Here is a 23,244-nt window from a genome sequence, read left to right as displayed (position 1 = left end):
CAGCAGCCCCCACATTGGTTTCGTGTCGTTCGCGGGCTTGGCGTTCACCGCAAATCCCCTGTGGGAGCGAGCCTGCTCGCGAAGGGGCCAGCAGGCTCACTAATAAAGGACTTCAGCGAATCCCCGCCAGGAGCACACGCGCGGTTTGCCTGAGAGGTTCGTTGCCCTCTTCGAGCAACTCTTCCAGCAGTGCGACGGCGGTTTTCAGATCGCCATCGTCAATGCAGTTCTGCGCTTGCTCCAGCTTGTCGGAGTGTTCCGGTACCTGAGGCTCTTGGTGGACAGGCTTGAGGACCATCGGCTCCAGTTCCAGCGACTGCTCTTCATCGGCAAACCCGTCGAGAAATGCATCGTCCAGCGATTCAGTTTCCGAAGGTGCGCTCCACTGCAGGTCCGGCGCGTCGAAACTCGAAAGCGACAAGTCCCCAAAGCCTTCGGGCGCAACAGGGGTTTTTTCAGTGGTGCTGTGCTGCGGCTCGGCAAGGTCCCAACTGGTTTCCATGGACAGCGCATCCAGATCGAGTTCGAACTCGTCACTGGACGCAGGAGCGACGTCAGTCAGCGGCGGCAGAGGTTCTGTGACCATGGGCGCGGCCACCGCGGCGACCTTCGGATAACGCCCGCGGATTTCTTCGAGTGTGCTGACGTCAATGCCCTGCGCCAACAAATGATGTTCCTGGGCCTGGAAACCGATGGTATCGCCCTGCTTGCCCAGCACTTCCAGCAACTTGAGGCCCAGGTCGGTGCGCGCGGGCTCTGTCAGCAGCGCGGCGCGCAGTAATCCCGCCGCTTCGGTGAAACGACCGTAGGTCAGGTAAATCCCGACCCCTTCCAGCACGTCCCCCAAAGGTGCATCACCGTTGCTGAACGACGTGGCGGCCTCAGGCTGTTCCGTGTCGGCGGTCGAAGCGTAGGTTTGGGTGTCGTCTTCCAGCATCGGTTCAGGACGCTCGGGCAGGGGCTCCATTTCCGCCTGTTCTTGCTGCCGCCGACGAAGGAACAGCAATAACCCGAGCAACCCCAACAGCCCCACCAGCGCTGTTATCCACAGCCAGTTAATGCCCTCCTCTGGTTCCGGGACCGGTTCTGTGACGGGTGGTGCTTGATCTGGCGGCGCGGGGGTTGCGGCAGGCACAGACTCCGGCTGCGCAGATTCAGCAGGGGCTGGCGTGAGCTCGGCCAGTTGTGTCTGCAACTCGCTGATCTGCTTGCGCTGACTCGCGATTTTTTCGTCCTGGGATTGGAGCAGCGCCTGCAGTTGCTCGATGGTTTTTTGTTGCTGCTCGTTTTGCAGCACGCTGGCGGCCAGTTGCTCGTCGGACATGGCGGAGGCCGGGGCGGCAGCCGTTTCTGTCGCTGATGGCAGCACCGCAGAATCGGGCAGCAATAAACGCTGGCCCACGGAAAGCCGGTCACTGCCGGGGTTCAGGGCCTGGATGCCCTGCATCAGCTCATTGACCGAAGCATTGCTGCCGGCGTCATGCAGGCGTTTGGCGATGGACCAGGGGTTGTCTCCCTGCACGACGGTATAGCGCTTGCCTTGAGTAGCCGCAGGCGGCTTGATCGCAGGCGTTGCCTGGGCCGCGGCGGCTGGCTCGTCCCGCGCCGGTACGATACCCGGCGTGCCCGGTGGGTCGATCAGCACGGTGTATTCGCGCAGCAGACGCCCGTTGGGTTGATTGAGCTGCACCAGGAAATTGAGGAAGGGTTCCTCCACCGGTTTGCTGGAGGTCACCCGAATGTAGCCGCGCTCGCCGCGCAGCACTGGCGTGAAGCGCAAGCTATTGAGATAGAACACCCGCTCCACGCCGGCACGGCTGAAATCGTCCGCGCTCGCCAGGCTGGCCGACAAATCGCTTTCACTTACCCCGGTCACATCGACCAGGGCGATATCGGCACGCAACGGCTGATTCAGGGCGGAATGGAGGGTGATCTCCCCAAGCCCCAGCGCCGATGCCAACGCCGAATACCCCATGGCTGCCACGACTACCAACACGTTGAGCCAACTGCGCAACGTGCACTGCAAACTTACAAGCATGGGCATCCCTTTTGATTACCAGACTGAGCGCCTAAGTACTGGTTATAGTTCGCGAACCGCCGAATCTCAAAAGTCTGATGCCTGGGATATGCCTCAGGATTTTTCCAGATTGGCCAGAATCGTGCCATGGACCCGCATGCACACGCGCATGTCGGCTTCATCGACCCCCTCGAACAACTCGCGGCGCAGTTGCGTGGCAATGGTTTCGATCTGTTCGATCAGCGGCAGCGCCGGTGCACAAAGCACGATTTTCTTGGCACGACGATCCTCGGCCACGGCCTGACGCTGCACCAGGCCCTGAGCTTCCAGGCTGTCGAGCAACCGGGCCAGGGTCGGGCCTTCGACAGCGACACTCTGGGCCAGTTCGCGCTGGGTCGGCGCCTGTTCGAAACGGGCCAGGTGCAACAGCACCAGCCAGCGGGCCTGAGACAGACCCAACCCGGCCAGGCGACGATCCAGCTCGGCACGCCAGCCTCGAGACATTTGCGCCAACTGCATGCCAAAACGGTGTTGATCGGTTAACGGCATAAAAAAACTCATCAGATCTGAAATAGAGAAAAACTAATTATTAGTCAGCTAAGCATGAGCTTCGGATTCAGGCAAGGTTTACCCTGTAGTGAATCGTTAAAGGAAGGTAACTCACTGATCAGACTTCAAATTCCGACTGCAACGCAGCCCTGACACAATACAGGACACCTTCCGGAACCCGACCGACAAACATTGCTGCGACTTCCGACACCGCTGGCAACTCGCCTTCGCCGTCCAGAAACGCATCCTGCACCTCGCCCATCAACTCCTCGGGTAAATCCAACGCCTGCTCCAAAGACAACTGCTGCTTGCCGATGGCCTCGGCCAGCATCGTATAAACGTTCTTTTCCGAGCATTGCAGTTGCCCGGCGATCTGCAACGGGGTCATGCCGGCGCGGGCCAGGGTGATCAATTCGTGACGAACATCGGCCACCGCTTTCGGCGCCTCGACCTCGCCGCCCAGCACTTGGAGGAAGGCTTCGCCGTAACGCTCCAGCTTGCGCGCGCCCACGCCACTGACCCGGGCCATTTCCGCCAGGGACGTGGGTTGGCTGCGGAGCATCTCCAGCAGCGTCGAGTCGGGGAAGATCACATACGGCGGCACGCCATGCTCTTCGGCCAGCTTGCGACGCAAGGCGCGCAAGGCTTCCCACTGGTCGCGCTCTTCGCCGCGCACCAGTTGGCTGGCCTGGCTCTTGCTGTTCTTGATCGCCGTTGCCGGCTTGAGATCACGGCGCAGTTCGAGGGAGACCTCGCCTTTGAGCAACGGCCGGCAACTCGCACTCAGGCGCAGACCGCCGTAGCCTTCCAGGTCGATATCGGCCAACCCGCGGGCCACGAGCTGGCGGAACAATGAACGCCACTCACTTTCCGTGCGTGCCTTGCCCACACCGAACACCGAAAGATGCTGGTGGCCAAAACTGCGCACCTTTTCGTTGTCCTTGCCCAGCAACACGTCCACCAGATGCCCCACGCCATAGCGCTGCCCGGTGCGATAAATCGCCGACAACGCCTGGCGGGCCGGCTCGGTGGCGTCCCAGGTTTCCACACCGTCGACGCAGTTGTCGCAATGTCCGCAAGGCTGGGGCATGTCTTCGTCGAAATAGGCCAGCAAGGTCTGGCGCCGGCAGCGGGTCTCTTCGCACAGCGAAAGCATGGCGTCGAGCTTGTGCTGCTCAAGACGCTTGTGGCGCTCGTCGCCCTCGGAGTTCTGCAGCATCTGCTTGAGCATCACCACGTCTTGCAGGCCGTAGGCCATCCACGCGTCGGCCGGCAAGCCATCACGGCCGGCGCGCCCGGTTTCCTGGTAATACGCCTCGAGGGATTTGGGCAGGTCCAGGTGCGCGACGAAACGCACGTTGGGCTTGTCGATGCCCATGCCAAACGCCACGGTGGCCACCATGATCAGGCCTTCCTCATTGAGGAAGCGCTTCTGATGATAGGCCCGCAGGTCATTGGGCAGGCCGGCGTGATACGGCAATGCCGAAAAGCCTTGCTCGCAGAGAAACGCCGCCACTTCATCGACCTTTTTGCGCGACAGGCAATAAACGATGCCGGCATCGCTGCGCCGCTCGGCAATAAACGCCAGCAACTGCTTGCGCGGCTGCTCCTTGGGCACGATGCGGTAGAAAATGTTGGGTCGGTCGAAGCTGGAAAGGAAGCGCTCGGCGTTCTGCAAATGCAGGCGTTCGACGATTTCTTCGCGGGTGCGTTTGTCGGCGGTGGCGGTCAGGGCGATGCGTGGCACGTCGGGAAACAGTTCGGCCAGTTGCCCCAGTTGCAGGTATTCACGGCGGAAGTCGTGGCCCCATTGGGACACACAGTGGGCTTCGTCGATGGCAAACAGAGCGATTTCCAGGCTCTGCAGGAAGGCCAGCATGCGCGGCTGCACCAGGCGTTCCGGGGCCAGGTAGAGCATTTTTATTTCACCGCGCTTGATTCGCGCCGCCAGGTCCCGTTGCTGCTCGGCGCTGAGGGTCGAGTTCAGCGAAGCGGCTGCAACCCCCAGCTCTTCAAGGGTCGCGACCTGGTCGTCCATCAACGCAATCAGCGGCGAGACCACTACCGCCAGGCCGTTGCGCAACAGCGCCGGCACCTGGAAGCACAACGATTTGCCGCCGCCGGTGGGCATCAGCACCAGGGCATCGCCACCGCTGGCCACGCGCTCAATAATGGCACCCTGGCGGCCACGAAAACTGTCGTAGCCGAAGATGTCCTTGAGGACGCGTTGAGCCTGTTCGAGCATAAAAACTCCAAAAATCACCGAAACATCCCTGCAAGGCTGGTTCAGAATCAAAAACGCTGCACCGGCAAATCGTAAGTGCGCGTTTCGAAACGCCGGGACGCCGCAGGGCATCACAAAACGCGGCAGTATACCCGAGGGTTTCGTTGTAAAGGGTGATGCTGACAAGAGGTGTCGGGGGTCTTCCGGTTGCCATCAGTCCCTGTGGGAGCGAGCCTGCTCGCGATGACATCGGCCCATTCAACATCAATGCAAGCTGCTCCACCGCTATCGCGAGCAGGCTCGCTCCCACATTTGATCTGTGGGCGAGCGCAAATTTGTGTCCACCCCGGGCATTGGAGAGGCAAATACACCACGCGGCTGGCCTGGGCGCTCAAGAAGGCCTAGAATTCCCGCATTGTTTATTCCCCAAGGTAGCCTGTAATGTCCTTCGCTGAGCAACTGACCCGCCTGCAAGTCTTCCTCGACGCCGATGAGCTGCACGAAGAGGCGCTGGATTACGTGGCCGCTCACGGCTACCTGACCGCCCTGTCCATCTGCTCCGAACAGGTGCCGGAGCGTGAGTGGATCGACGCGCTGTTCGCCGAAGAGCCGCATTACGCCGACGATGCCGAGCGTGAGGTCATCGAAACCACGCTGGTGTTGCTCAAGGCCCACATCGCCCGTCAGTTGGCTTCCGACGAAGAATTCGAATTGCCATGCGAGCTGGACCTGGGCGATGACCCGGACGATTCGGAACTGCGTGGCTGGTGCATCGGTTTCATGGAAGGCGTGTTCCTGCGCGAAGCCGCCTGGTTCGAAACCGCCGAGGAAGAAGTCAGCGAAATGCTGCTGCCGATCATGGTCGGTTCCGGTCTGTTCGACGAGCAACCGGAGTTTTCCGACATCGCCGCCGACGCGAACCTGATGGACGACATGATCGTGCAGATCCCTGAAGCCCTCACCGCCCTGTACCTACTGTGCAACGCCCCGGACGAGAAACCGGCGATCCTCAAGCCGCGCCACCACTGAGCCACCGGGTGCTCGCGCCCATCGGCAACCGCTCGCTGATCCTGCGCTACGTTCTGCTGGCCATTGGCTGGTTGAGCGTGGTGCTGGGGGTCATCGGGATCTTCATTCCCGTATTGCCCACTACCCCTTTCCTGCTGCTGGCCGCGGCCTGCTTCGCCCGCAGCTCGCCACGCTTCTATCGCTGGCTGGTGGGCCATCCGCGGCTCGGACCCTGGATCGCTGATTACCTCAGCGGCAACGGCATCCCACTCAAGGGCAAGGTCTACGCCATCGGCCTGATGTGGGTGAGCATCCTCCTGTCCTGCTACCTGGTGCCCCTGCCGTGGGCGCGCGCATTCATGCTGACCAGTGCGGTGCTGGTGACGGTTTATATCCTCAAGCAAAAAACCCTGCATAAGCCCTGAAGTCGCGCCCACGGGCCCACGCTGCCCGAGCATCCCCTCGCCACAGGGGCCTGTACTCCGAGCAAAAATCTGCATGTCCATCAGCCAGCCCCTCACCAACCGTTCGTCTTAAACCCGCCCTCACCTGTTAGTTCTGTCAGTAGCCAGCTTCCTCGGTCTGGCGTGTGATAACCGTGCCCAAGAGGCTCACGCCCCGTCACCTGCCAGGAGAACATGATGGACATCCATTCCTCTGAGTTAGACGAACTGTTCAAGATGGTCCCTGTGATCATTCCGGGTTGGATAACGCCAGTGAAGCCGGCCGGCCTCGCCCATGGGGGCATTCCCAAGAGCCTCTACGACGGTCAGGCGCGGGGCCTTCAATGCCTGATTGAGCCACTGGTGGAAATGCAGCGGCACGCCTGGACGCTGGAGGCTTGGGACCGGGTGGACCTGTATGTCAATGACGACCCCACTCCTGCCGCTGGCGATACCGTTCAGCCGGGGGAGGAAGCAAACCGCATGCCCTTGTATATCCCCCACGGACGCTTGAACCATGGGGTCAACAGGCTGCACTACCTCGTGACCCGTCCCAGCGATAACTCTTCGCAGCCCTCCGAGGACTTGTTCGTGCTGTATCACCTGCGCGCGCCGGGTGAGCCCGCGCCCGATGGCCTGGATCTGGTGATCCCGTCCGATGTTGTCATCGAGGGCGTCAGCGCCGAGCGCGCAGCGCAAGGCGTCGAGTTCGGTTTTACCTACACCAACCCGCGGGACTACGACCGCATCAACTTTTTAGTGGGAAATTTCCCCGTCCCCTTTGAGGTAACCGACGCTTCGATGCCGGTGGTAAAAACCCTGTTCACCGACACCTTCCAACAGGCGGGGGACAACCCCAATACGCTGCTCGAATACCGGGTGACGGACCAATTGGGCAACTCCAACCAGTCGCCGATCAAGCGTTTGAATATACATCTTGGCCAACCGCTGGAGCTGTTTCCCCCGAGCATTGACGAGGCCCTGGGCGACCAGCTCGACCCTGCCAATACGCCCAACGGCGCCACGGTGCGGATACCGGCCGAGGTCAATCTGCTGGAGGGTGATTCCGGAGAAGTGCGCTGGGTAGGACTACCCGGTGCGGGCAGCATCAACGTGCCGTTTACCATTTCAGCCAGCGAAGCTGGGCAGGCCAAGACCGTGCCCGTGCCGAAGTCGGTGGTGGAGGCGAATATCGATCAGACCATCACGTTGGACTACACACTGCGGCGTCAGGGAGGGTCGCCTCTACCTTCGGATCCGGCGGTTTATGACATACGGCGGCAGGTGGGTTCTGGACAGTTGTTCGTCATGGGTGCGCGTAGTGTGTTTTTCAAACATTGGGCAACCAGCGAGATACGTCAGCTGACGGCATTGGATTCAACGACGCGCAAGCCACGCGAGGCGCTGTGGCAGTACGACGGGGACAGCGAAAGTGTGAATGCAAGCCACTTTCCGGATACCCAACCATCAAAATTGCTGCACGTGCGCAGTGGTAATGATTGGGTTCGTATCAATCCCGTTAATGTCTTCAGCAATGGCAACAATGTGTATACCGACCACATGGCGCCCTATGCCGCTTTTGTGGCTCGCCGTGACAGTGGTCATCTGGTCGGATGGGGCATGGCACTGTATGGCGGTGATATCCCGTCGACAATCAGGACCTTCACCGACATTGTCGAAGTCGCTGGTTCGGCCTTTTCCTTTGCAGCGTTGCGCGCCAATGGCCATGTGGTTGCCTGGGGCAGTTCAGTGCATGGTGGAGAGGTACCGGAGTCGATCGCCAGGCTCAAAGATATCAATGCGGTATACGCTAACGCTTACGGGTTTGCGGCGCGGCGCACCGATGGCAGATTGGTTGCTTGGGGTGATGAGAGATTTGGTGGCGCGCTGCCAGGGCCCATCGAGGCACTGGCTGGCATTGATGAGGTCACAGGAGCCCACTGGACCTTTGCTGCGCGCCGCACCAATGGTCAGGTGGTCGCCTGGGGTCCTGCTTTTGCAGGCGGCACGGTGCCGAACGACCCCCAATACAACAACGTAGAACGGGTAGTAGCCTCGGCCGCGGCTTTTGCAGCACTGCGTACCGATGACAGTGTGGTCGCGTGGGGCCATGCCGGCGGAGGCGGTGATGTGCCGCGCGACATCGCCACGCTCGACGACATCATCGACGTAGCCGCCACCCATGTGGACGCTAATGCCGATCTCGACCACGGCGCCTTTGCCGCACTCCGTGCCAACGGGCATGTGGTCGCGTGGGGCCATCCATCTCTAGGTGGATCAGTGCCTCAGGATATCGCCGAGCTGAACGACATCTTACAGCTGACATCCAGCTCGGGGGCCTTTGCTGCGTTACAGGCCGATGGACATGTAGTTGCCTGGGGCCACCCGGAATATGGCGCAGCGGTGCCGGGGCCGATCCTCACACTTGATAACATCGTGCAAGTGACCTCCACACGAGGCGCTTTTGCTGCCCTGCTGGCCGACGGCACAGTGGTGGCATGGGGGCTTACGGCCTGGGGCGGCGACATTGGGGCAGTGGCTGATCAGCTCTTCGACGTTCAAGCTGTCTACGCCAACAATCAGGCATTTACGGCGCTGACAAACGATGGACGCGTGGTCACTTGGGGCTTGGCCGATGCTGGCGGCAACAGCGACGCCGTCCAGAACCAACTGCGCGGTCAAGTTTCCTACTACGCCACCCCGGCATCACGCGGTGCCGCGCTCACGCTTCAGGCTCGCAGCCAGGAAACCAGAAGCAGTTGAAGGAATAATCCACTAAACCGGTGAGACGCCCCGCGTGCCTCACCCTCAAACCACCGATTCTTGCGCCATTGCCTACAACTGCGCCAGAATCCGCCGGCTTGTGCGCCTTGGGGTCGGGCTTTATCGTTTCCTGGTCGCTGATGAATCAGCGATCGGGTTTAGCAGCTCGAACCATCAAGGCACGCCAGTGTCGCCATTGATCAGTCGATCATCTTCGGCTGGTCAGCATTATGGCGGCTATGCGTGGGGCACTTCGGTGCGCCGGGTTCCTTGATGCCTGGTCTGCTAACCCGCGTACAGCCGCCACCTTCTTCGTTTAGCAGCGATGGATGACGGCTCCACTCATCAAGGAGTTTCATCATGTTCAAAGTAACCCCCAACCCACCAGACACCGCCCCGTCATCCCCCTGCGACACTATCGATTCGAAAGCATTCGACCAAGCCGCCGAACGCGCCCTCGACTTTTACCTGAAACCCAAACCGACCCAACCCGAAACTGATCCGCCTCCAGGCCAACTCTTCACTGTCGTCAACGGCGTCGACACCGAATGCCTGCTCGCCAACCTGCGCGAAACCCTGGCTTCGGCCGACGCCATGATCAGCGATTTGGCCTTCGAGCTGAACGGCTCGCGACGGCATGTGGCGCTGGGTATTCAGCAATTGATCGAACTGGGCGGATTGCTGGCAAACCGCGCGCTGGATAACGTCGACCCGCGCTAGTCGACACACCTTCTCCCTCGCCACAAAAGCATGCATGCCGTTCACGCCAAAAGCGTGCATCCCCTCAAAAACACAAACCCGCCATGTCCTATTTGAACATGACGGGTTTTGTCGTTTCAGTTCACCTCACACGGTGTCCACCTTCAACGAGTGATCATTCAACATTCCGTTGATGATGGTCGCTGTATCCGCGCCGGCGATCATGCCGTCCACGCCCGGTGTGACGCCGTAGTAGCTGGCGAGGTTGACGCCGGCCAGGTCGATGGTCTGGTTCGGCGCGGCGCCGGCCGTGGAGCTGACGTCGATGCTGGTCATGACCGACGCACCACTGCCGGTGACGCTGAAGTGCAGGTAATCGTCCAGGGACGCGCTGCTGCCGTTTTCCCCCAGCAACAGTTGCGACAGGTCGAGTTTGTCGAGGCCTGGGGTGAAGTCCGTGACCAGGTCATGGCCGCTGTTGCCCACCTGCCATTGGAAGGTATCAGCGCCGCTGCCTCCGGTCAGGGTGTTGTTGCCCAGGCCGCCGATCAACACGTCATCGCCACCACCGCCATTGAGCACGTCGTCGCCCAGGCCGCCGTTGATGCGGTTGCTGGCACTATCGCCGGTGAGGGTGTCGTTGAAGTTCGAGCCGACCAGGTTTTCGATGCCCGCCAGGGTGTCGATACCGGCGCCCACGGTGTTTTGCGCGGCTAACAGACCCAGGTTCACCGTAACCCCGGCACTGGCGTGGGCGTAGCTGGCGGTGTCGTTGCCGGTGCCACCGTCGAGCAGGTCGTTGCCAGCGCCGCTGTAGAGCAAGTCGTTGCCCGCCTCGCCATGCAAGACGTTGTTGCCCGAACCGGCGCTGAGTATATCGTTGCCGTCACCCGCGTTGAGGATGTTGTCCCCCTCGCCGGCGATCAGCACGTCGTCTCCGGTCGTGCCCGTCAGGGTGTGGCCAGCCTGATAGCTGATGCCGACCGCTGCGCTGTCGCTGCCACCGTGATTGTCGCTGGCGGTGTAGCTGTCGTGGTAATCCGGCGTACTGTCCTGGGCGCCGGCGTAGTTGACGGTCAAGGTCAGTTGGTAGTTTTCCGCGCCGTTGGGGTTGCCACCACTGGCATTGGCGATGTTGGTGACGTGGATCTGGTAGTTGCCATCGGCCGCCGCGGTGAACGAGGCACCGTCGGTGATCGCAATGAAAGGCCCGCCGTTGAGGGAGTACTCCAGGGCGATCCGTCCGGCCGCCAGGTTGTGGTCCAGGGTGAGGGTTTCCCCCTGCTTGAGGCTGATGTTGAGCCGGTCTTCATCGTTGGTGTTGTGGTTGGACACCATCCCCAGCGCACCGCTGACCACCAGCACCGCGGTCATGGTCGCGGCATTGGCGACAAAAGCGCCGCGGTTGAGGTTGATCGACTGCACGTTGTTACCGGTGAAGCTGACCGTGCCGGTACTGCCGGTGAAGTCTGCGCCCCTGGCAACCCAGCCGGTGTTGAAGCCGGTGGGCGACGCCGTGAGCGGGTCGCCGTTGGCGTCGCTGTCGTTGCCCAGCAGCATTTCTCCCGGGATCACGATGTTGCCCGACAGGACGTTGGTGATGATGTTGTCGTCGACTGCCACGGGCGGGCTGTTGGGGAGAACCTTAACCACCAGGCTGGAACTGGCCAGGTCGCCGTCGTTGTCGCTGACAGTGAAGCCGATGGTCTCGGTGATCAATGCGCTGGTGGCGGTCTGGGAGGTGTAGCTGTACTCGCCGGTGTCGAGATTCACCACCAGCGTGCCGTCGTGGTCGGTGGCGATACTCAGCGTGTTGTTGGCGGTGTTGAAGGTGCCATGGTTGGCCCCGCCGCTGGCGGTCAGCGCACCCTGTCCGGCGTTGGCGGCCGGATCGTAGCTGTAGGTGCTGCCATCGACCACCAGGCTTTTGACAAACCCGCCGTCGGCGCCGAACGAGCCGCCCTCGCCCAGCAGGCTGCCAGTGACGGGCACACCCTGCACGGTGCCGGAGAGCACCGAGTTGAGCTGGTTCAGGTCGGTGACCAGCACCGCGTCGGTGTCGGTGTGGGTGCTGCCGTCGTAGGCCAGCGGGTCGAGGTGAGTGTCACTGACACCGCCGCCCAGGCCGATGGCGTAGTTCTTGATGCCGTTGGCGTCGAGGAATGCTTTCCACGCCACTTCGTCCGCCGCATCAATCCCCTGGCCCGTCGTGGGCTTGCCGTCGGAGAAGAAGTAGCCAATGTTCTGTGCTCCGGTCAGTTGCCCCGAGGTGACAAACGCGGTCTTGGCCGCCGCTACCGCCGCATCGTAGTTGGTCCCACCGCCCGCTGACAGGCCGGAGAGGAGCGACTTGGCGGTCGCCACGTCCACCCACACGGAAGTCTGGTCGGTGGCGCTGCTGCTGAAGGTCACGAGCTGGACTTTCACATCCCCCAGATCGTCGTATTTATCGAGCAAGGCACTGATGGCCTGTTTCGCCAGGTCCAGCCGCGAGAGCCCCGGTACACCCGAGGGGTCGGCCATGCTCCCGGACACATCGAGCACGATCAACAGGTTCGAGTCGATCTCCACCGCCGTCACCGAACGCTCGGACGCGACGGCCATGGGCACGTCGTCGACGATGCTCACCACCAGGTTGCCGGTGACACTGTTGCCCAAGGCGTCCGTGGCCTGGTAGGTGAAGCTTTCGCTCAATACATTCGGGCCGTCGTTGGCGTTGGGCGCCGTCGTGGCGGGCGAAGTCAGCGTGTAGGTGTACGAGCCATCGGGGTTGAGCAACAACTGGCCGTAGGCGCCGGTGGCGTTGCCCACCAGACTGAACGTCAGCGCACCACTGGCACCAGTCACCGAACCGACAAGGCTACCGCTGGCGGTTTCGCTGGTGGCGCTCGGCTCGCTGCCGGTGACGGTACCGGGGGCCAGGTCCTGGCCGTCCTGATTCAGGTCCAGGGCTTTTTCGTAGACGGTAATGTCCTGATCGGTTTCAGCGACGAGGCAACTGTTGTAGACATCGATGGTGATGGTGGTGGTGCTTTCATCGCCGTCGGCATCGCGCACGGTGTAGGTGAATACGTCAGTGGCCCCCGGTGCGCCGACGGCGTCCGGGTTGCTGTGGTAGACCGCATTGCCATTGGCGTCCAGCGTGAGATAGCCGTAGGTGCCGTTGATCTGGGTGTTGAGGCCACCTGTTGCAGGGTTTGAGGTGTCGTTGCCGGCACGTACGCCGATCACTGCGCCACCGTCGGCGCCGAGCACGTCGTTGTCCAGCACATTGCCATTGACCGTGCCGCCCTCCACCACCGAAGCCAAATCGGCATGGGCGTTGGGCACGTCGTCAACGATGTTGATAACGATGGTGCTGGTGACGGTATTGCCCAGTGAATCGGTGGCTTGATAGGTAAAGCTTTCGCTCAGGACATTCGGACCATCGTTGGCCGAAGGTGCGGTGGTGGCTGGCGAGGTCAGGGTGTAGGTGTACGAACCGTCGGGGTTGAGCAGCAGTTGCCCATAGGCACCGGTGGCGTTGCCTACCAGGGCGAAGGTGACGGCGCCGATTGCACCTGTGACCGAGCCGACCAGGCTACCGCTGGCCGTTTCAGTGGTAGCGTTCGGTGCGCTGCCGGTGACGGTGCCGGGAGCCAGGTCCTGGCCGTCCTGGTTCAGGTCCAGGGCTTTTTCGTAGACGGTGATGTCCTGATCGGTTTCAGCGACTAGGCAGCTGTTGTAGACATCGATGGTGATGGTGGTGGTGCTTTCATCGCCGTCGGCATCGCGCACGGTGTAGGTGAATACGTCGGTGGCACCGGGTGCACTGACGGTGTTCGGGTTGCTGTGGTAAACGGCGTTGCCATTGGCGTCCAGCGTGAGATAGCCGTAGGTGCCGTTGATCTGGGTGTTGAGGCCGCCAACCGCCGAGGTTGAGGTGTCGCTGCCAGCACGCACACCGATCACCGCGCCGCTTGCGGCGGGTCCGTCGGCACCGCCCACATCGTTGTTCAGAACGTTGCCGCTGACCGTCCCGCCTTCGTCCACCGAGGCGGAATCAGCATGGGCGGTGGGCAAATCATCAACGATATTCACGTCCAGATTGCCGGTGGCCGTGGTGCCGTTGTCGTCGGTGACCACGACGGTAAATTGCTCGCTAAGGCTGTTGGCGCCGTTGGCGTTTGCGTGAGTTTCATTGTCCAGCAAGGTGTAGCTGTAACTCACCACGCCCGTGGCGGCGTTGAAACCGGTGATGGTCAGCGTGTTGCCCAAGGCCGTGGTGATGGATTGTGGGAAACCGGCCGCAACACCGCCCGTGACGACATTGATGCCACCTACGCTCAGGGTCTGTACACCGTCCAGCGCGGTGATGGTGAAGGTGCCACTTTGGGTCAGCGCTGGAGCGTCCGGGCTGGTGCCGTCGCTGAGGTTTTTCTCCTGAAGGTTCAGCTCACCGCCTTCGGTGTCCAGGCCTTCGATGATCACCGGGTCGTCGTTGTTGTGTACCTGTAGCACCAGATTGGCGGTGCTGGTGTCGCCGTCGGCGTCGGTCAGGGTGTAGGTGAAGGTTTCGCTACCGCTGCCGCCGCCGTGCAGGCCTTTGAAGTCGGCGTCGGCGGTGTTGAGCGTGTAGGTGTAGGAACCGTCAGCGTTGAGAACCAGCGTGCCGTAAGTGCCAGTGAAGGTACCGGGCGTGACCGGGCCGGACGCCACACGATCCGCGCCTTCGGTGTCATTGGTCAGCACGCTGCCCGTCAGGGTCAGGTTGGTTTCCGAGGCGGTGCCGACGTTGCTGTCGTCCACGGCTTGAGGCACATCATCAACGATATTCACGTCCAGATTGCCGGTGGCCGTGGTGCCGTTGTCGTCGGTCACCACGACGGCAAATTGCTCGCTGAGGCTGTTGGCGCCATTGGCGTTTGCGTGGGCTTCGTTGTCCAGCAAGGTGTAGCTGTAACTCACCACGCCCGTGGCGGCGTTGAAGCCGGTGATGGTCAGCGTGTTGCCCAAGGCCGTGGTGATGGACTGTGGGAAACCGGCCGCAACACCACCCGTGACGACATTGATGCCGCCCACGCTCAGGGTCTGTACACCGTCCAGCGCGGTGATGGTGAAGGTGCCGCTTTGGGTCAGCGCTGGAGCGTCCGGGCTGGTGCCGTCGCTGAGGTTTTTCTCCTGAAGGTTCAGCTCACCGCCTTCGGTGTCCAGGCCTTCGATGATCACCGGGTCGTCGTTGTTGTGTACCTGTAGCACCAGATTGGCGGTGCTGGTGTCGCCGTCGGCGTCGGTCAGGGTGTAGGTGAAGGTTTCGCTACCGCTGCCGCCGCCGTGCAGGCCTTTGAAGTCGGCGTCGGCGGTGTTGAGCGTGTAGGTGTAGGAACCGTCAGCGTTGAGAACCAGCGTGCCGTAAGTGCCGGTGAAGGTACCGGGCGTGACCGGGCCGGACGCCACACGATCCGCGCCTTCGGTGTCATTGGTCAGCACGCTGCCCGTCAGGGTCAGGTTGGTTTCCGAGGCGGTGCCGGCGTTGCTGTCGTCCACGGCTTGAGGCACATCATCAACGATATTCACGTCCAGATTGCCAGTGGCCGTGGTGCCGTTGTCGTCGGTGACCACGACGGCAAATTGTTCGCTGAGGCTGTTGGCACCGTTGCCGTTTGCGTGGGCTTCGTTGTCCAGCAAGGTGTAGCTGTAACTCACCACGCCCGTGGCGGCGTTGAAGCCGGTGATGGTCAGCGTGTTGCCCAATGCCGTGGTGATGGATTGTGGGAAACCGGCTGCAACACCGCCCGTGACGACATTGATGCCGCCCACGCTCAGGGTCTGTACACCGTCCAGCGCGGTGATGGTGAAGGTGCCGCTTTGGGTCAGCGCTGGAGCGTCCGGGCTGGTGCCGTCGCTGAGGTTTTTCTCCTGAAGGTTCAGCTCACCGCCTTCGGTGTCCAAACCTTCGATGATCACTGGGTCGTCGTTGTTGTGCACCTGCAACACCAGATTGGCGGTGCTGGTGTCGCCGTCGGCGTCGGTCAGGGTGTAGGTGAAGGTTTCAGTGCCACTTCCGCCGCCGTGCAACGCCACGAATTGCGGGTCGCTGGTGTTGAGGGTGTAGGTGTACGTGCCGTTGGGGTTCAGCACCAGGGTGCCGTAGGTGCCGGTGAACGTGCCGCCAATGATCGGCCCGCTGTCAGGACCGGTGGGGATGCGGTCGGCGCCTTGATGATCGTTGGGCAAGACGTTGCCGGTGAGCGTGACAAGACTTTCCGATGCGGTGCTTGCGTGGCTGTCGTCAATCGCCTGGGGTACGTCGTCGGTGATGTTGACGTCCAGGGTCCCCGTGGCGGTGTCGCCATCGCTGTCGACGGCCACGACGGGGAACTGCTCGCTGATGCTGTTGGCCCCACCACCGGCTGGATGGTTTTCATTGTCCGTCAGGGTATAGCTGTAACTGACCACACCGGTCGCGGGGTTGTAACCGGTGATGGTCAACGTGTTGCCCAGCGCCGAGGTGATGGATTGGGGAAAACCTGCGGGCACGCCACCGGTGATCACGGCGATTCCACCGATACTCAGGCTGCTCAGCCCATCGGGCGCGGAAATGGTGAAACTGCCGCTTTGCACCAGCGCACCGGGATTGCTGGCGGAACCGTCAGACAGGTTCGCCTCATTGGCGGTCAATTCACCGCCATCCACGGTCAAGCCATCAAGGGTAACCGGGTTGTCCGGGGTTTCAGGGTCTACCGGTGGCACGATTGCATCGTCGCCGCCGTCATCCGGATCACCGGCCAGACGCAGGTCTGGAAACTCGGGTATCCCGTTGAACCCGGCGGTGGGAAAACCGATCTGCGGATCGACCTCCCCGCCGACCTCTTCCAGCAACACAAAACTGTGCCCGCCGCCCACGCCCCCCGGATTACCGCCCTCGGCGCCTGCAGCCGTTGCCTCGCCGGTCTGGGTCGGGTCAGCGCCGGCGGCGATGGCTTGTTGCAGTTTTTGCACATCAGTCAGTTGCGCATCACTGGGTGTGGTGGCCTCAGGCGTATCGCTAGCAGAGGCCTGGTTGGCGAGCAATTGCGGGCTCAGCGTCAGGTCACTTCCGCGGCCCAGGGTCAACTCCTTGCCGTTTTGCAACTGCACAGCCACCGCCCCTTCGGCCCCGGTGATCAGGTGCTCGCCGGCATAGAGCCGATCACCTTCAACCAGAGGTCGCCGCAGACCGCCGACGGCTTCTGCGAAAACCTGTCCTACCACCTTGCTGACGGTACCGATGAGCGCTGCCATGTGCATTCCTCCGTTGCCAACCGCAGTCGGCACCTGTCTGGGTGAAGAATTGGTGCTCGGGTTGGCAGCCAGGGAATCTGGAAAATCTGCCAGCTTTCGGGGACGTAAAAGGCGCTAGCTATTCGCCACAATGACAAAAAACCGTCACTTAAAATCGCCTTTCAAGTCGTCCTTTTCGGCACCTCTTCACATCGCTTCAAAATGATTATGGAACTTTATTGACGCCCAAAATCCGTCAGGACCCGCAGATTCAAAGGCTTTCGCTTTGAACAATGTGCCGCTTTTTTCCAAGCACATAAGTTTTTTTTGGCATAAGTCTTATGAGAAATTCTTCTTAGGTTTTGCGCAGGATGTTCTTAGCTGTGTTGTTACAAGCTTGAAACGGTTTTGATCTTAAATACGTCAATATTTTGGCGACAGCGAAGCACAACAGACCTTAGGAGATGCACCCCATGCGCGTTCTTTCCCCCCTCTGCAGCGCGGTTTTGCTGGCCATGGCCTGCTCTTCTTCAGCGCAGGCCATGTCGTTGACCGAAGCGATCCAGAGCACCATTGCTACTCACCCGGAACTGGCGCAACGGGTCGATAGCCGTCTGTCGGCCAATGAAGACGTCAAGGTCGCCAGAGGGGGGTTCTTCCCGTCGGTGGACCTTAATGCCGGCTACGGGCGCGGCTACAGTGACAACACCAACACCCGGGCGCTGGGCAATCACCACACCAATATCCTGACTTACACCCAGTCGGAGCTGCGCCTGCGGCAGATGCTGTTTGACGGGTTCAACACCGCCAATGAAGTGGAACGCACCAAAGGCGTGGTCAATTCCCGGGCCTACTACGCCCAAGGCACCGCCCAGGACCTGGCGCTGCGCACCATCGAGGTTTACCTGGAAGTGCTCAAGCGTCGCGAGCTGGTGACCCTGGCCAAGAACAACCTGCAAGCTCACCTGCGCGTCAACGACCAGATCGGCCTGCGCACCGAGCGTGGCGTGGGCAGTACGGCCGACTCCGATCAGTCCAATGCTCGCCGGGCCCTGGCGGAAAACAACTACGACACCGCCCAGGTCGATCTGGCCGACGCCGAGGCTAACTTCTACAGCGTGGTCGGACGCATGCCCGATGAGCTGGAAACACCGCCCTCGACCAAAGGCGAGATGCCCGCTGACCTGCGCCAAGCCCAGCAAAGCATGGTGGACAACAACCCGTACCTGAAATCGGCCCAGGCCGACGTGCAGTCCGCCGAAAGCCAGTATGAAGTGGCCAAGTCGCCGTTCTATCCGCGGTTCGACGCCGAGGCGGCGGTGGGCGCCAATAACAACCTCGGGGGCGAAGAAGGCCACGACAACAACTGGCGGGTCGGCGTGGTGATGAACTACAACCTGTTCCGCGGCGGCAGCGACAAGGCGCGGTTGGCGTCCAATGCCCACCAGATCAACCAGGCCATGGACATCCGCAACAACGCCCTGCGCCAGCTCAACGAAGACACCCGCCTGGCCTGGAACGCGATGCTCAACGCCCGCAAGCAGACCCCCACCGCCCGGGAATACGCCGAAACCACTTCCCGTGTACGCGCCGCCTATCAGGATCAGTTCGGTCTCGGCCAGCGGACCCTGCTCGATGTGCTCGATAGCGAAAACGAGCTGTACAACGCCAACCGTCGCTACACCGAAGTGCGCTACACCGAGGAATACTCGATGTATCGGGTATTGGCGAACATGGGCCAGCTGTTGAGCAAACAGCGCGTGGTGCTGCCGGCCGACGCGGTCGCTCAAACAGAAGTCAAAAACGAAGCGCGGCTGCCAGAACTGAAGTAGCCCCCCAAAAAAATGGGAGCGATCAATGTGACCAGCATGGAACCCGCAACCCTCAGCACCGATCCGCGGCTGAATGTCGATGATCCCTTGCTTGACGGTCTGTTGATCCTCTGCAAACTCCATGGCGCGACAGTCAGCCGCGCCAGCCTTGGCGCCGGGCTTCCAATGGCGCACCAACGTCTGAGCCTGGACCTGCTGCCGCGCGCAGCGGCCCGGGCCAATTTGCAGGCGCGCTTGCTGCGCCGAGAGCTGGCCGATATTTCGCCACTCAACCTGCCGGTGATGCTGATTCTGGCCGGTGGTCGTTGCGCCGTGTTGCGGCGCTGGAGTGAGGACGGCCAGGCGCTGATCCTGCCCAGCGAAGCCGATGGCGGCGAGCAGTGGGTCAGCCGCGACGAACTGAGCGCCGTCTACAGCGGCCAGGCGTTGTTCGCCCGGCCGCGCCATGAACTCGAAGACCTGCGCGCGCCCTTGGTTCCACGGGTCGAGGCCTGGTTTCGTGACACCTTGAAACTGTCGCGCTGGCTGTACAGCGACGCGATCCTGGCAAGTTTGCTGATCAACCTGCTGGGGCTGATGGTGCCGTTGTTCGTCATGCAGACCTACGACCGCGTGGTGCCGAACCAAGCCACATCGACGTTGTGGGTGCTGGCCGTGGGGCTGTTGATCGGCACTGGTTTCGAACTGGTTTTGCGCGTGGTGCGCGCCCATCTGCTGGACACCGCCGGCAAGAAAACCGACGTGATCCTCTCCGCGACCCTGTTCGAACGCATCACCGGCATGGCGATGAAGGCCAAACCGGTGACCATCGGCGGGTTCGCCCAAAGCATCCATGACTTCCAGGGCCTGCGCGAATTCCTGACCGCTGTCACCCTCACCAGCCTGATCGACCTGCCCTTCGCCGTGCTGATGCTGGTGGTGATCGGGTTGCTGGGTGGCTGGCTGGTGGTGATTCCGGTGGTGGCTTTTCCGCTCACCATTATTTTCGCCATGATCATCCAGGCACGCCTGCGCGACACCGTGCAGAAAAGCCTGGCCCTGGGCGCCCAGCGCCAGGCATTGCTGATTGAAACCCTCGGCGGCCTGGAAACCCTCAAGGCTTGCAGCGCCGAAAGCGAGCGCCAGTATCAGTGGGAAAGCACCCATGGCGCCCTCACCCGCCTGGACAGCCACGCCCGCAGCCTCTCGGCGCTGGCCACCAACGGTACGCTGTTCCTGCAACAACTGGCCGGCATGGCGACCATCGTCGCCGGGGTCTACAGCATCATCGCCGGTAACCTCAGCGTCGGCGCGCTGGTGGCGACCTACATGCTCGGCAGCCGGGTGCTGGCGCCGCTGGGACAGATCGCCGGGCTGATCACCCGCTACCAGCAGGCACAGCTGACCATGCGCAGCACCGATGCGCTGATGGCGCTGCCCCAAGAGCGCGATGCCAAACAACGGCCGCTGGATCGCACCCAATTGCAGGGCGCGCTGGACGTCAGCGGCGTGACCTTCCATTACAACGGCCAGAACGCCCCGGCGCTGGCGAATGTGAGTTTCAGCCTCAAGCCCGGCGAACGGGTCGGGATTATCGGTCGCAGTGGCTCGGGCAAGAGCACCCTGGCGCGCCTGGTGATGGGGTTTTATGAGCCCCAGGAAGGCCAGTTGCTGCTCGATGGGCTCGACCTTCGGCAACTGGACGTGGCGGACCTGCGCCAGCAGATCGGCTATGTCGCCCATGACCTGCCGCTGCTGGCCGGCAGCCTGCGGGACAACCTCACCCTCGGCGCCCGCTACATCAGCGATGCACGCATGCTGGAAGTGGCGGAACTGACCGGCGTTACCGAACTGGCCCGCCAGCATCCCCAGGGCTTTGACCGCCCGGTGGGCGAGCGCGGGCAGTTGCTCTCCGGTGGGCAACGCCAGGCCGTGCTACTGGCCCGAGCTCTGTTGCTCGACCCGCCGATCCTGCTGCTGGACGAACCCACCAGCGCCATGGACAACAGCAGCGAAGACGTGTTGCGGCAAAAGCTCCATACCCATGTGCAGGGCAAGACGGTGCTGCTGGTGACCCACCGCACGTCGATGCTCAGCCTGGTGGATCGGCTGGTGGTGCTGGACAACGGCCGGATTGTGGCCGATGGGCCGAAGGAAGCGGTGATCGATGCACTGCGTAAAGGACGGGTGGGGTCTGCGGCGGTATAGAAACAACACCGCAACCTGTGGGAGCAAGGCTTGCCCGCGATACAGGCGCCTCGGTTCCAGTGAGACCGCATTAGCTTCATCGCGGGCAAGCCTTGCTCCCACAGATAACCCCCTCAAGCCACAGGTATGTGTTCGGCTTTATTTTTTCTAACTGACGGGTATCGCCCATGTCTGCTCAAACACCCGATTCAGCGGCCCGAAGCTACTTCGGCAGTTTCAGCAAAAGCGCCGAAAGCGAGTTCATGCCGGAAACCGCCGGTGCCGCGCTGCAGGATTCGCCCCGTCGCTCGCGGGTCACGGTGTGGCTGGCGGCCGGACTGATCATCACCGCGTTGGTGTGGGCCAAACTGGCAGTCTTGCAGGAAGTCACCACCGGTGAAGGCAAGGCCATTCCTTCGAGCAAGATTCAGGTAATCCAGAACCTGGAGGGCGGCATCGTCACCGAGATTTTCGTGCGCGAAGGGCAGATGGTGAACAAGGGCGACACCCTGCTACGCCTGGACGACACACGGTTTCTGTCGAACAAGGGCGAAAGCGAGGCCGACCGTTATGCCCTGACCGCCCAGGTCGAACGCTTGTCGGCCGAAGCCGAAGGCCGACCTTTCGAACTGTCCGCTGAAGTCATCAGCAAGGCCCCGCAAGTGGCCGAGGACGAACGCTCGCTGTATGAACAACGACAGCGGCGCCTGGCCAGCGAACAGCGGACGCTGTCCGAACAACTGCGCCAGAAAACCCAGGAGCTGGCGGAGTTTCGCTCCAAGCAGGGCCAGTTCAGTTCCAGCCTGGCCTTGCTGCAAGAAGAGATGAACATGTCGGCACCACTGGTGCGCACCGGGGCGGTGTCGCCGGTGGAAATCCTGCGGCTCAAACGCAGCGCAGTGGAAATCCGTGGCTCACTCAACGCCACCACCCTGGCGATTCCTCGGGCCGAATCGGCGATCAACGAGATCAAGAGCAAGATCGACGAATCGGAACAGTCCTTTCGCTCCGAAGCGGCCAAGGAACTCAATGAGAAACGCACGGAGTTGTCAAAAATCACCGCTTCGAGCATTGCCATCGACGACCGCGTGACCCGCACCACCGTGGTCTCGCCGGTACATGGGGTGATCAAGCAGCTAAAGGTCAACACCATCGGCGGCGTAGTGCAGCCGGGCAGCGACATGGCAGAAATCGTGCCGCTGGAAGACAACCTGCTGATCGAAGCCAAGGTCCGCCCCCAGGACGTGGCCTTCCTGCATCCGGGCCAGAAAGCCATGGTCAAGTTCAGTGCCTATGACTACACGATCTACGGCGGGATGAGCGCCAGGCTCGAACTGATCGGCGCCGACACCATCACCGATGACAAGGGCAACAGCTTCTACCTGATCCAGGTGCGCACAGATAAAAATCACTTGGGCGGCGATGCCAAACCGTTGTTGATCATTCCTGGGATGGTGGCGACGGTGGACATCATTACCGGGGAGAAAAGTGTCCTGGATTACCTGCTCAAGCCGGTGTTGAAGGCGCGGACTGAGGCGATGCGTGAGCGGTAGGCCTTGAGCTGAGACTTTGGTTGATTGTGCTGCCGCTATCGCGAGCAGGCTCGCTCCCACATTGGATCTGTGGTGTTAGCAGATTTTTGCATGCACTGGAGATCAACTGTGGGAGCGAGCCTGCTCGCGATGAGGCCAGCAAAGGCACCACTCATTTCTCGGCATGATTACGCCGAAAAACCTCCTCCCCCATCGCCGCAATCTGCCCCTCGATCAACGCTTCGAACGGCCTCAGCAACGGCTCAAAACAGGTCGGTGCCTCAAGGGTTTGCAGCGCCTGGACAACCGCCTCCACCGTCGACAATGCCCCTGGCCCTGGCGCCTTGCGCAAGCGGTATCGAGACACACCGCCCGCGGCCAGTGTCACCCTCGGCAGCGCCGCTAACAGAGGGTTGAGGTGCAGCAACTTGCGCGCCTTGCGCCAGGTGCCGTCCGGGACGACCAGTAGTAGCGGATCCTCAGACGGAGCATAAGCATGCATGGGCTGCGCCTCTTCGCCGGGAAACAAAAGCCGCGCCTGATAACCCGGTTGATTGAGCAACCCAGGCAAATCCTCGAACACCTCGCCCACGATCAACTCGGCATTATTGAGCCCCAACGCCGCCAGCCGCGCGGTGTTCAGGGCATGGTTCACCTCGCTGGGATGCTGCAACAACAGCACCCGGGTGCGACTGTCGAGGCTGGGGATCAGCGGGCACAGGCAATGACTTTGCGGCCTGTGGCAGCGCGGACAATGAATTCTGGACAT

Annotated in this window: 12 protein-coding genes; 7 read left to right on the top strand and 5 right to left on the bottom strand. The window is 61.6% G+C overall.

Annotation, left to right across the window (positions count from 1 at the left end):
• Positions 1 to 112: 112 nt before the first annotated feature.
• From PSH91_RS07605 to recQ, 3 genes are all read right to left on the bottom strand, one after another.
• Positions 113 to 2,038 (bottom strand): FimV/HubP family polar landmark protein, encoded by a 1,926-nt coding sequence (locus PSH91_RS07605; RefSeq protein WP_305467756.1) that lies wholly within the window; start codon positions 2,036 to 2,038, stop codon positions 113 to 115.
• A gap of 93 nt (positions 2,039 to 2,131) precedes the next feature.
• Positions 2,132 to 2,566, bottom strand: a complete 435-nt coding sequence (locus PSH91_RS07600) for a MarR family transcriptional regulator (RefSeq protein WP_047226202.1) — start codon at positions 2,564 to 2,566, stop codon at positions 2,132 to 2,134.
• Positions 2,567 to 2,684: 118 nt separating this feature from the next.
• The gene (gene recQ / locus PSH91_RS07595; RefSeq protein ID WP_305467754.1) at positions 2,685 to 4,811 is read right to left on the bottom strand and encodes a DNA helicase RecQ; all 2,127 of its coding nucleotides are present in this window, start codon (positions 4,809 to 4,811) and stop codon (positions 2,685 to 2,687) included.
• A gap of 420 nt (positions 4,812 to 5,231) precedes the next feature.
• Between recQ and PSH91_RS07590 the strand changes: the two genes are divergently transcribed.
• From PSH91_RS07590 to PSH91_RS07575, 4 genes are all read left to right on the top strand, one after another.
• Positions 5,232 to 5,819 (top strand): YecA family protein, encoded by a 588-nt coding sequence (locus PSH91_RS07590; RefSeq protein ID WP_047226200.1) that lies wholly within the window; start codon positions 5,232 to 5,234, stop codon positions 5,817 to 5,819.
• A gap of 8 nt (positions 5,820 to 5,827) precedes the next feature.
• Positions 5,828 to 6,223: a YbaN family protein gene (locus tag PSH91_RS07585; protein ID WP_305467753.1), complete on the top strand. Its 396-nt coding sequence runs from the start codon at positions 5,828 to 5,830 to the stop codon at positions 6,221 to 6,223.
• A gap of 216 nt (positions 6,224 to 6,439) precedes the next feature.
• Positions 6,440 to 9,004 (top strand): hypothetical protein, encoded by a 2,565-nt coding sequence (locus PSH91_RS07580; protein WP_305467751.1) that lies wholly within the window; start codon positions 6,440 to 6,442, stop codon positions 9,002 to 9,004.
• A 360-nt stretch (positions 9,005 to 9,364) separates the two neighbouring features.
• Entirely contained in the window at positions 9,365 to 9,724 is a 360-nt protein-coding gene (locus PSH91_RS07575) for a DUF6124 family protein (RefSeq protein WP_305467749.1), read from the top strand.
• A 126-nt stretch (positions 9,725 to 9,850) separates the two neighbouring features.
• Here PSH91_RS07575 and PSH91_RS07570 read toward each other — a convergent pair whose 3' ends face one another.
• The gene (locus PSH91_RS07570) at positions 9,851 to 16,966 is read right to left on the bottom strand and encodes a retention module-containing protein (protein ID WP_305467747.1); all 7,116 of its coding nucleotides are present in this window, start codon (positions 16,964 to 16,966) and stop codon (positions 9,851 to 9,853) included.
• Between the two features lie 452 nt (positions 16,967 to 17,418).
• On the opposite strand from PSH91_RS07570, the gene PSH91_RS07565 reads away from it, so the two are divergent.
• The 3 genes from PSH91_RS07565 to PSH91_RS07555 all read left to right on the top strand — a co-directional run bounded on the left by PSH91_RS07565 (position 17,419) and on the right by PSH91_RS07555 (position 22,496).
• The gene (locus tag PSH91_RS07565; protein WP_107322109.1) at positions 17,419 to 18,777 is read left to right on the top strand and encodes a TolC family outer membrane protein; all 1,359 of its coding nucleotides are present in this window, start codon (positions 17,419 to 17,421) and stop codon (positions 18,775 to 18,777) included.
• Positions 18,778 to 18,804: 27 nt separating this feature from the next.
• Positions 18,805 to 20,964, top strand: coding sequence for a type I secretion system permease/ATPase (locus tag PSH91_RS07560; protein WP_305467746.1), 2,160 nt, complete (start codon positions 18,805 to 18,807; stop codon positions 20,962 to 20,964).
• Positions 20,965 to 21,131: 167 nt separating this feature from the next.
• Complete coding sequence (locus tag PSH91_RS07555; RefSeq protein WP_047227896.1) at positions 21,132 to 22,496, top strand: HlyD family type I secretion periplasmic adaptor subunit; 1,365 nt, start codon at positions 21,132 to 21,134, stop codon at positions 22,494 to 22,496.
• 151 nt (positions 22,497 to 22,647) lie between these two features.
• Here PSH91_RS07555 and PSH91_RS07550 read toward each other — a convergent pair whose 3' ends face one another.
• Positions 22,648 to 23,244, bottom strand: a complete 597-nt coding sequence (locus tag PSH91_RS07550; RefSeq protein WP_047227897.1) for a tRNA-uridine aminocarboxypropyltransferase — start codon at positions 23,242 to 23,244, stop codon at positions 22,648 to 22,650.

This window comes from Pseudomonas sp. FP1154, from assembly GCF_030687245.1.
Classification (GTDB): domain Bacteria; phylum Pseudomonadota; class Gammaproteobacteria; order Pseudomonadales; family Pseudomonadaceae; genus Aquipseudomonas; species Aquipseudomonas rhizophila.
This window is presented reverse-complemented; position numbering and strand designations above follow the sequence as displayed.